The organism is Vibrio chemaguriensis (assembly GCF_012275705.1).
GTDB classification, from domain to species: Bacteria; Pseudomonadota; Gammaproteobacteria; order Enterobacterales; family Vibrionaceae; genus Vibrio; species Vibrio diabolicus.
Genome location: NZ_SHOE01000046.1, coordinates 1 through 10,706, shown reverse-complemented (window position 1 = coordinate 10,706; position 10,706 = coordinate 1). Strand labels below are relative to the sequence as shown.

Annotated in this window: 5 protein-coding genes; 4 read left to right on the top strand and 1 reads right to left on the bottom strand. The window is 45.9% G+C overall.

Annotation, left to right across the window (positions count from 1 at the left end; translation table 11 throughout):
- Positions 1-255: 255 nt before the first annotated feature.
- The 3 genes from EX191_RS22365 to EX191_RS22355 all read left to right on the top strand — a co-directional run bounded on the left by EX191_RS22365 (position 256) and on the right by EX191_RS22355 (position 4,445).
- Positions 256-762: a glycosidase gene (locus EX191_RS22365; RefSeq protein WP_193448522.1), complete on the top strand. Its 507-nt coding sequence runs from the start codon at positions 256-258 to the stop codon at positions 760-762.
- Between the two features lie 120 nt (positions 763-882).
- Complete coding sequence (locus EX191_RS22360) at positions 883-2,496, top strand: alpha-amylase family glycosyl hydrolase (protein ID WP_085342494.1); 1,614 nt, start codon at positions 883-885, stop codon at positions 2,494-2,496.
- 332 nt (positions 2,497-2,828) lie between these two features.
- Positions 2,829-4,445: an endonuclease gene (locus EX191_RS22355; protein ID WP_006740819.1), complete on the top strand. Its 1,617-nt coding sequence runs from the start codon at positions 2,829-2,831 to the stop codon at positions 4,443-4,445.
- 99 nt (positions 4,446-4,544) lie between these two features.
- Here the strand turns inward: EX191_RS22355 and pulA are convergent, their stop codons facing one another.
- Positions 4,545-8,534 carry a pullulanase-type alpha-1,6-glucosidase gene (gene pulA / locus EX191_RS22350; protein ID WP_193448521.1) on the bottom strand — a complete coding sequence of 1,330 codons (3,990 nt, stop codon included), beginning with the start codon at positions 8,532-8,534 and terminating at the stop codon, positions 4,545-4,547.
- A 546-nt stretch (positions 8,535-9,080) separates the two neighbouring features.
- Here pulA and EX191_RS22345 point away from each other — a divergent pair.
- Entirely contained in the window at positions 9,081-10,277 is a 1,197-nt protein-coding gene (locus EX191_RS22345; protein WP_046875696.1) for a tetratricopeptide repeat protein, read from the top strand.
- Positions 10,278-10,706 lie beyond the last annotated feature (429 nt).

Below are 10,706 nucleotides of genomic sequence, written 5' to 3'. Positions count from 1 at the left end.
TCCCTACATAGAGTTATCTTATTCACATAATTATTTTTATTGTTTTGTTTTTTATATTGGTTAGATCAATAATTATTGACAGTTCCTAACTTATTTTTTGTACTTAGGAAATAAATAAACTTCTCGAAGTAATTTAAATTCGCAATCCGACGATATTTATTTAGCGTTTGATATTTCCATTTTAATAACGATTAATATTTCTTTTAAACGTTGAGTTTATTTTGCTTTGGATATACTAAAAAGGAATTACGTGAAATGAACATGATGAAGACCTCTCTTGCTACTGCCCTACTTGTTGCCTTGGTGGGTTGTCAATCGACTGCAGAACCAGAAGCGGCCGCAGAGCCCGTTGTGAATATGTCTCAAGACGAAGTGGTTGCTTTCATGAAAGCGTGTGACAACCCAGATAGCACGGCGAAAGGACCAATTTCTAAACCACTGTTTGTGGTGGGCACGTTTGCGGATTCCGACTGGAAACACGTGCCTCAACGTCAATACACCTACAAAGGAAATAACTTCTACCAAGCTGTGATTCAAGAAAAAGTAGGCTCCTACAAAATGCAGTATGCGACCGAGTTGTGGTTCCCACAATTTACCGCTAAAGGGAATCGAATGAACGTTGGTGAATTAACACCATTAACATTTGGTGGTTACGGTACAGATACTTCAGTTGATATTAAAGAAGACGGGAAATATGTCTGGAGCCTTCAATTTGAAGGAAAAGGCAAACCGCTTCATGTTATGGTAAATAAGTGTCAATAATATTCCATTCAGTTATTTAAAATCTGTTTTTATTTATTAACCCCTACATGGGAAGCATGTTGGGGTTAATTTTATTACTCAAATGTTTTTACTTAATTTGAGTAAGTTAGGGAGAGTAAAATGCGTAACGTCCGACGTAACCATCGCCTGTATCGATCGCTGCTTGCGTTAAGTGTGATTGGTGCTTTATCTGCGTGTAATTCTTCTGGTGGTGGCGATACTAATAGCAGCACTCCGCTACCGGATACCAGTTATGCTTGCCAAGCCAATGTCATGGCGCAAAGTAACCAACTTCGTACTTATCAAATCATGGTCGAGAGTTTTGTGGATGGTGATGCAAGCATTGGTCACGGTACGGGCTATGGCACCAGTCACCATAATGGCGATTTGCAAGGGGTGATTGATTCACTTGATTACATCCAAGATTTAGGGATGAACGCGATTTGGTTGACGCCGATTTTTGAGTCTGAAGCGATAGCAGGACAAGATCACTGGGCCGATCGTTTGGACGCCACGGGCTATTTTGCGACAGATTACTTTAAGATCGACCCAAAATTTGGTGATTTAGCGACTGCGAAAACTCTAGTCGAAGAAGCACACAAGCGCGGTTTATACGTGTTTTTTGATGGCGTATTTGGTCATCACAAAGATGGTTTGATCAAACCATCTCCCTCCGGCTTGTTGCCAACGGGATCGAGTAACCCCGTTGATTACCCGGCCAGTCTCGACTTCTACAAAGAGGTAGCAACGTATTGGATCAAAGAACTCAAGATTGACGGCTGGCGTTTAGATCAAGCCTATCAAGTTCCGACAGACGCTTGGACACAACTTCGTAAAGCTGTCGATGAAGCCTCGCAAGGTGTCACGTACACCAATAGCAAAGGCGAACAAGTGAATCCGTTGGGTTACATGGTGGCAGAGATTTGGAAAGGGGAGTCTGAGATCGCGAATGAGGCGTATGGATCGAACAGCGATCCAGCATTGTGCTCTGCATTTGACTTCCCGATGCGCTATCGCATCGTAGAAACTTTGGCCGTGAATGAGAGCGGCGTGGGTGGTCGCGGTGTGGATTGGCTAGACAACGGCTACAGCACACACAACCAATATCCAACGCATGCGCAGCCGAACTTGATGATCGGCAACCATGATTTAGTACGCTTTGGTGACTTGTTGCAACGCGGAAACTTAGCGGATGTAAATGATGCAGAATATTGGTTACGCCATAAAGCCGCGTTTGCTTTCCAAGCGGCGTACACCGGGCCAATCACGTTGTACTACGGTGATGAAATCGGGGATCAAGTGGATGGTTTTGCCGCAAAAGAAGACAACAACACCTGCGCCATTCAAGGTTTGTGCGATGATCACGTTGCGCGCAGCAGTGCGAAAATTGAAGGTGTGACGGCGACGCTTGATGCAAACCAAGCCGATCTCAAAGCTTACGTGAAATCGCTGATGACGATGCGCAGTGCGCACCCAGCATTGTATCAGGGGTCACGCACGAATTTAGTTGCGAGTAACGGCAGTTATGTGGACTTGAAACAATCTGGTACAGACAAAGTACTGTTTGCGCTAAACACTTCGAAAAGCGCGAGAACAATTATTCTTAATCAGGAAAGTGTTAGTACTGGTGAGTTGGTGGATTTGCTCACGAATGAAAAAATTACGCCAAGCAATGGTCAATATCAAATTCCGATGTCGCCATTACAAGGTCGATTCTTTGCGGTTACACCCTAAGGAAATATCCGGAATCACCGCTCATCAGTTGAGCTGACCAGAAGGTTTTCTCATACACAAGCCAAGTGTTGTTGCTGACCCCCATAGGCGCACACTTGGCTTTTTTCCGTCCGTTTTACTTTTCCCTTAATGGTTTTCCAACGATGTAGCCAACAGGTTGCTTCGCTTTTTGCATTGGCGTTTGTTTTCGGCAGGTAGATATTTGTGAGATAAGCTGCACATTAAAAAGTAAATTAACACTTGTGCAACGTAAAAGTGTGACCGAAGGATTACTTATGCCTTACTAATATGTTTATCGTGTTTGGTATTTACATAACTAATGGAAAAGTATAATGAAATCCATAACGAAACCCCTCTGTCTTCTTGCTGTTATTAGCTCTCCGCTTGCATATAGCCAAATTCTCAATGGTGACTTTGAACAGTGGAATGGCAGTGCGCCTACGCAGTGGTCAGTGATTGACGCTGGCATCGCGGTGTCGCCAAGCAGCGAACAAATCAAATCGGGCGGCCTGGCTGCTCAAGTCGTCGTGAATACAGGTACCCAAAGCAACACTGACCTTTTGCAAACCATTAATGTGGAGCAAGGGAAAACCTATCCGTTTTCTGTCTCGGTTTATCACACCGAAGGAAATGTAAAAGCACGTCTGGTGGTTGATGGTTATCACAATTACTCAGATCCGCAGCAGGTAAACCAGTGGCAAGAGCTGGCGCATAACTATACTGCGAGTTCGAACAAGACCATCAATGTCGGGTTGCGTTTTTATGATGAGGCCGGGTTTGATGGCTCAGAAGTTGTCTACGTCGATAATTTTCAACCGACCGAGACAAGTACACAACCTCCTGTAGAAAGCTGTAGTGATCATGAAGTGGTTCTTACACTCACGACGGACAACTATGGCTCAGAAACTAGCTGGGAGTTGAAAAATAGCCAAGCGCAAGTGCTTTTCTCTGGTCAGGGGTATGAGTCGTCAACCACTGTTGAAAAGACCATGTGTTTAGCCGATGGTAACTACCAATTTACGATTCAAGACAGCTATGGCGACGGCATTTGCTGTGGCAATGGTTCGGGGTCTTACGCGTTGAAGGTGGGAGATAAGACTCTTGCTTCTGGCGCTGAATTCTCGAAAAGCGAAACCACCGACTTTACGTTAGGTGACTCAACCTCAACCCCACCAGTGGTTGATGGTTACTACCAAGCGGCGTCTGGCAAGACGGGCTACGCTCTAAAAACGGCGTTGTTTAACATCATCAACAACCACACTAGCCGAGGTTATTCTGCGGTGTGGACCTTGGTAAAAGATGCCGATATTGATCGTTATTACGAAAATGATGGCTCTATTCTCGATATGTATTCAGAGAAACCTGCGGGCACTGATGCTATCAGCTTCACGAAAGTGACAGACCAATGTGGTCAATACAGCCAAGAAGGGGATTGCTACAACCGTGAACACTCGTTCCCGAAAAGCTGGTTTGGCGGCAAAGTTGAGCCGATGAACTCAGATGGTCACCATTTGTTTGCGACCGATGGCTATGTGAATGCGAAGCGCAGTAACTGGCCATTTGGTGAAGTGGGCACCGCGACGTACGTGTCTAGTAATGGTTCTAAACTTGGTCAAGCAAGCACTGGCCTAGGTTATTCCGGTACGGTGTTTGAGCCGATCGATGAGTTTAAAGGCGATTTTGCTCGTGCCTATTTCTACATGGCAACCCGCTATGAAAATGTAGTAGGTAACTGGGAAGGCAATTCAAGCAATGCGGATGCTGTCCTTGATGGTTCAAGTTCAACGGTTTTTGAACCTTGGGTGTTAAACATGCTGAAACGTTGGCACAAAAATGATCCTGTTAGTGAAAAAGAACAAAACCGCAATCAACAAGTGTTTGAGTTTCAGGGCAATCGCAATCCATTCATTGATCACCCTGAGTTTGTTGAACAGATTTGGGGAAACTAACACCTTCTTGATTTTGGTATCCACCATTTAGTGACGCCAAAAAAACAAAGGGGAAGCGTGATGCTTCCCCTTTTTCATTACGGATGTTTTTAAATGAAACTAGTTTTTCGTTACCGTCACGATTGGCGCCGACTTGTCAGCCGCGTTGAAGTGGAAGTTGTAATTTCCTGCTTCTGCAATCGCAATTTTCAGGTTTGCACTACCGCCACCGACTTCCATCGTTAGCGCTTTACCAAGCTCAACACTGCCTTCGCCACCGAAGTTGGTGTCTGCTGCCCAGTCTGCGCTCGCCACTTTCATCTCGTAGTTGCCCGCCGCTAGGTCAATGTCTAGCGAGTAAACGTCATTTGCTACATAGCTGAACTTCGCAGTTGAGTCTTGCGCTGGCGTATCCCATGTGGTGATAGTGCCACGTAGGTAAAGTGCTGTTTCACCGAACGTTGGTGCATCTGCTGACTTGGTCACTGAAACGACAGGTTTTTCTACGCTTTCATCTTGCACATGTAACGCGTTCAGAGTGAAGTTGTACTTACCAGTTTCAGCGACAGACAATGTACAGTTCCCCGCAGAGCCTAAGTCTAGTGAGCCAGAAGCCAAATCCGCAGCATCACAACCGATGTTTGGATTTGCCCATCCTGAGTCCGCAAATTTGAACTCGTGTTCACCTGCTTCAAGAACGCCAGTTACAGAGTACATGCCGTTGCCAATAAAGGTCATCGCCCAGTCACTGCTATCTGACCACTCGTTCATGGTGCCTTTGACGTAAACCACAGTTTCGCCGTAAGGAGGAATGCTCGATACGTCTTTGTTATCCGTGTTTACTGGTAGGCCTGCACCTTGCGCGCCGTCTTGTGGCTGTACGAATACCGCTGTTGTCAGTGCTGGTACTGTGAATGTTTCATTGGCGAAGCTTGCACCTTTCACGATGTCATCCGCAGAGTTTTGTTGAACTTCATGCAGCTCGAAACCAGTAGCGCCAGCAACTTTGAAAGATTTCTCAGTTGATGTTGAGTTCACAACGGCCACGATCGCATCGTAGTTCGAATCCAAATCGGCACCTGCTGATGTGCCATCGTCGATAGACATCACAATCAAGCCTTCCACTTGGTCTTTCCCTACGTTGCGGAAGTCAACACGGTTCATCACTTCTTGCGCGGTGTCTAAGCGGAACAGTTCGCTTGTACTGCGTATTTTTAGTAGCTCTAGGAATTGTTGCTTAGTCAGCTCGATGTCCGTTGAGTCTGGTTTCGCCGTGCTGTCACCGACGATGGTTTTGATCAACTCCCAGTTTGCACCGTCTTTGTCTTCACGTGGTAGACCAACGTTCCAGTTATTGTCGCTTCCATCGAAGAATACACGGTTGAACCAGTCACCAGAATCGTACGAGTCACGCTGCATTGACTTAGATCGCAATAGCTCAGAACCCATGTGAATGAACGGAATACCTTGACCTAGCATCACCGTTGATAGTGATACAGACTGCATTCGTGCGCGTTCAGCAGATGAAGTACCTGTCGCAATCTTGTAAGCGTTGTTGTCCCACAGCGTTTGGTTATCGTGCTTAGACACGTAGGAAATGTTCTCTGATGGCACTTTTGTGTAGCCTGCTGGAGCACCATTGTAATCAACATTCTTACCAAGTTTGGTTTCGCCTTTGTAATCCAGAAGGACGTAGTCAGCTAAGTTACCAGCCATACCTAGACGAACCAGATCTTGGTTGTGTAGGCGGCCATTCACAGATTCTGCATCAGTTTTAGTTTCTTCGTTCGGGTAAGCGGCGTTACCAAAGCCTTGGTTGAAGCGAAGTGGGTGCTTACCTTCTGAATCTACACCGCCATCAAACGGGCTTCCGCCACGAACTGCGTCACGCAGACGATCAGAGAAAGTACCGATTTCTGTCCCCGCCATGTTGACTTGTGTAGCTTGATCGAAGCGAGCGTTTTGCGCGACTTCACCGAAGTCCCAGCCTTCGCCGTAGAATAAAGTATTCGGATCAATTTCACGGACTTTTTCAAGTGCGTAAACCATGACATCTTTCGGCTGGTGGCCCATAAGGTCAAAACGGAAACCATCGACTTTATAGTCATCCGCCCACACCATCAATGAGTCAACCATCAGTTTACCCATCATTAGGTTTTCGGTGGCGGTGTTATCACAACAGGTTGAGTTTTCTACGCCGCCAGTGTTGACGTTTAGGCGGTGGTAGTACCCAGGGACAATTTTATCCAGTACTGATTTTTCGTTCACACCGGATGCATTCGTGTGGTTGTACACGACGTCCATGACCAGTTTCAGATCCATTTTATGCGTCGCTTGAACCATTTCGCGGAACTCAAGAATACGCTTAGACCCGTTAGGATCGGTCGCATAACTGCCTTCTGGCACGGTGTAGTGGTATGGGTCGTAACCCCAGTTGAAGCTGTCTAGCATGCGAAGATCGTTCATCAACGCTTGTGCTTTGCCCGTTGTTGGGTCGTAGCTATTTAATACCTCTTCAATCACTTTGCCGTCATCTTCGGTCTCACAAATGGAGGCTTCTGGCTTGATGCCACAAAGCTTACCCACGGTGTCGGTGATATCGACTCGCTGGTCAGCGTCTTCATCCACGGTTGCAATATCAAATGCTGGCAGGATATGTAGCGTTGTTAGGCCAGCATCTTTTAAAGCTTGTAAGTGAGATACAGACTCACGCTCAGGTTCTGTAAGCGCCAGATATTTGCCATCAAGACTTGGTGTGCCTTTGCTGTCGTTAAAGCTGAAATCACGAATGTGTGACTCGTAAAGGACATGGTCTTCGTCTTTTTTAACCGTTGGGCGCGCGTAGTTATTCCAATCTTGAGGCATTAAGCTTGGGTCATCTAAATCAACCACTTGCGAGTATCGCGAGTTTTTAGACAAGCTCATTGAATATGGGTCTGTTACCAAACGCGTTTCAACGACGCCAGTTGTTGGGTGGTATACCTTAACTTGGTAGCGATAGTATTTGTTGACAACGTTGCTTTGTGCCTCAGAAACCCAGATACCTGTTGCTGGGTCTTCCGTCATGGCAACGGTCGCTTCTTCTGCTAAGTTTTCATCGTAGATTATCAGATCAACATCTTGGGCAGTTGGTGCCCATAGTTTGAAGGTTGCGGCACCGCCTTCCACAATCGCGCCGAGTTCTTGACCAATCGCGTTACCTGCCTTGGAATCGGCAAACACCGCATCCAAAACGCCCGGCTTTTGCACTTCAGTTGCAGAAATGACGTCACCATTTGCGTTGTAAGCTACCATAACGATTTGTGACTTCAGGATCGTGCGTAGGGTCGCGTCATCGACATCAATGCCTGCAGCTTGGAGGCTAGCAAGGTGACGGAAGCGTGATTTCAGACCATCAGATAAATCACCTGCTTTCGTCAACTCAACCGCTGTGCCACCGGAGATTTGCTTGTCTTCATCCATTTTAATGTCGTTGCTGAGGCTGTAGAACAGCTTCATGGAATCCGCATTGGCTGCCGCTTCCCACGCGATGGTGTTGGCATCTAGCCAATGCGCTTTTTGACCATCAATATCAACAGGGCGTTCTTCGATTGGCTCGTAGTAAAGCTCACTGCTGCCGTGGAAGCCAAACAACCCTTTAGATTCGCCGATTTTCGTCAGCTCCACTTTTGAGTTTGCACTGCCGAATGCTTTCTCATCGCCTTTGTGCAGAATGAAGTTCATGCATTCGTGTGGGTCAGAGGCATCTGGGTTCACTTTCAGTACGTAATAAGCACCGTAGGTGTCGTTGATGCCATCGAATGGATGCGGTGCCGACCAATCCGTTCCTGTGCCAGGAATGCCCATTGCGTCTAAATCTGTGCTGGTACAGCCTTCACCGTTCCACAGGTGCAAGCCCCAACCTTCGTAGTCGCTGGCCGTTGAAGCGGACGCCACGTCGCGTTTGTAATAAATGACGACCTCGTTCTCTCCCGCAGGGTACAAGCCTGAGCCTGGGTTCGTCGTATCTTCGTTCGTGCTATCACTACCACAACCGCTGATGACTGCGACGGAAATCAAAGGCAGTACGGTTTTGGCAATTGTTGATAATTTAAATGTCTTATTGTCCACGTTTACAAATCCATTGTTATTGAATTGATATTGAGCTGCGCGCTGCCTTCGCTGACTCAGTCATCAAGAAGGTTTCGCACACGCTAGAAAGGCAGATGCCGAAAAAGGAAATGTTCAACTAGATGCTAATACACTGAATCATCAGCAAAATGTGAGAGCAGGCAGTTAAGTTTTTTACAAGTGAAAATTTTCTGTCACAGTCGATTCTGTTCACAAATTAAATAATAAAACAGACGCATAGTGAGAGCTTCTGCACATCATTAAAATGTAAATTTTTATAGGAGGAGCAAGGGGGGATGATAGGGGAGGAGAATATCTCAGCCCCAAAACCGTGATTAAGTTCTATAAAAATCGCAGTGATATTTTTTAATTAAAAATAAGTTGCAGTGATATTGCATAAAATACCGCCATTAAGTATTGGCAAGCTTCAGATTTTCGCTAAGTGGTCGTTATATAATGAAGGTAGTCGGCGTTATGTCGGCGCGTAATCTTAAGATTTCCCTGAGAGGGAGATGAATTGGGCCCTGAAACCAAAAGAGGCTATTTATGAGTAGTATGGGCATTGCCATTGCGGCAACTGGCCTTTCACTCGTCCTGATATTTGTGTGGATGATCTCGTTGTCGATGCGGAAACAGAGACTCGAGGCAGAGAGGAAAGCTCGCGAAGCCGCTTATCGAAAGGCGATGCAAAAAGCGCGAGAGCAAGAGCGTAAAGAGCGTGAGTTCAAAGCAGAAACCGGACATATCCCCACCATTTTATTTCTAGCGAAAGAAGCTGAGAAGGACAACATTCGTCAAGCGCTGTATTGGTATGATAAAGCCGCTAAGTTGGACAATGTGACGGGAATGTACGGTATTGTTCGCTTGAGTGAGCGCATGCGTGAAGATGTGATTTTAAAAGAGCAGGCAAACTTTTGGCGTACCGCCATTGCCGGAATGGAAGGGGATACCGAAGCGAAATTTGCGACAGGCAAAGCGTTGGTTTTTGGTCGCGGAACGGAAAAAAATATTCCCAAAGGTAACCAACTGATTGAAACTGCAGCCGAAGAAGGCTGTATTGATGCCATGCTTTACATGGGTGAATGGCAACTTTCACCAGACAATAGTGCAGGACGCAGTGCAGATGCGCTTTATTGGTTTATGAAAGCGGCTGAAAAAGACAGTGCGGACGGAAAGATCCAAGTTGGCTTATGTTACCTAAATGGTGTTGGTACAGAAAAAAGCATGGTCAAAGGCTGCTATTGGCTTGAAAGAGCCGCAGAAGGTGGCAGCGCCGAGGCGATGTATCATGCTGGCGAAGCGTGGAAGGACAAAGGTAAAACAGGCAATGCGATTGCTTATGTTTGGCTGTTTCTTGCTGCCAATATGGGGTATCAGCCAGCGCGTACGTTGCGTGACGAAGTGGCGACCAATATTGGTGTTGACGTCGTCGTTGGATTGCAATCTATAGCGAAACCGTTGCAAAGAAAGCTGGCGTCAGGGATGGTAAGAAAGCATTCCATTATTCGGGCGCTGAACAAGGTGTACAAACGCGAAGCGTATTTTCCTGCAGAGGAGGAGCTTAACGCGGTGTTGAGTGACGAAAATAAAGACGATGCTAACGCATGGGATGAAGCATCGGCGCCGAACTTCCAGCCAGACATGACCACAGCAACGACGGAAGGACAGACAACCACATCGTCCACCGAAAAAAAGCTCTCTAAAGAGGCGCTCGATTTCACGCAGAATTTCCTTCAACCATAATTTATCTTATCCATAAGCCTCATAATTGAGGCTTTTCTTTTGCCTTTCTGTCTCAGTATCTCTGTCGATCACAATTACAGACTGTAAACTTATCTAAGCGATTTATTTACTGGATTGCATACTATTTATTCGATTTTTCAACACATTTTTAGTACTTCGCTAAGGTGGGATATGTTTATCTTCAAATAGAGGGTTTTCCCTCTTTATCTACTTCTCCTGTTGGGCTCAAATCAACTCTCTTCAATTGATAGTAATAATGATTGAAGAGCAATACTTGATGCCCAGAGTAATAGGTGAATAGTATTCATTCTGTCTCTTATACACATCTGACGCTGCCGACGAATAGCTAAAAAAAAAAGTAATAAATGTAATTCAAGTATGAAGTCACAATAATAGACCAGAGAACTGAAACATGTACAACGCCTGTTG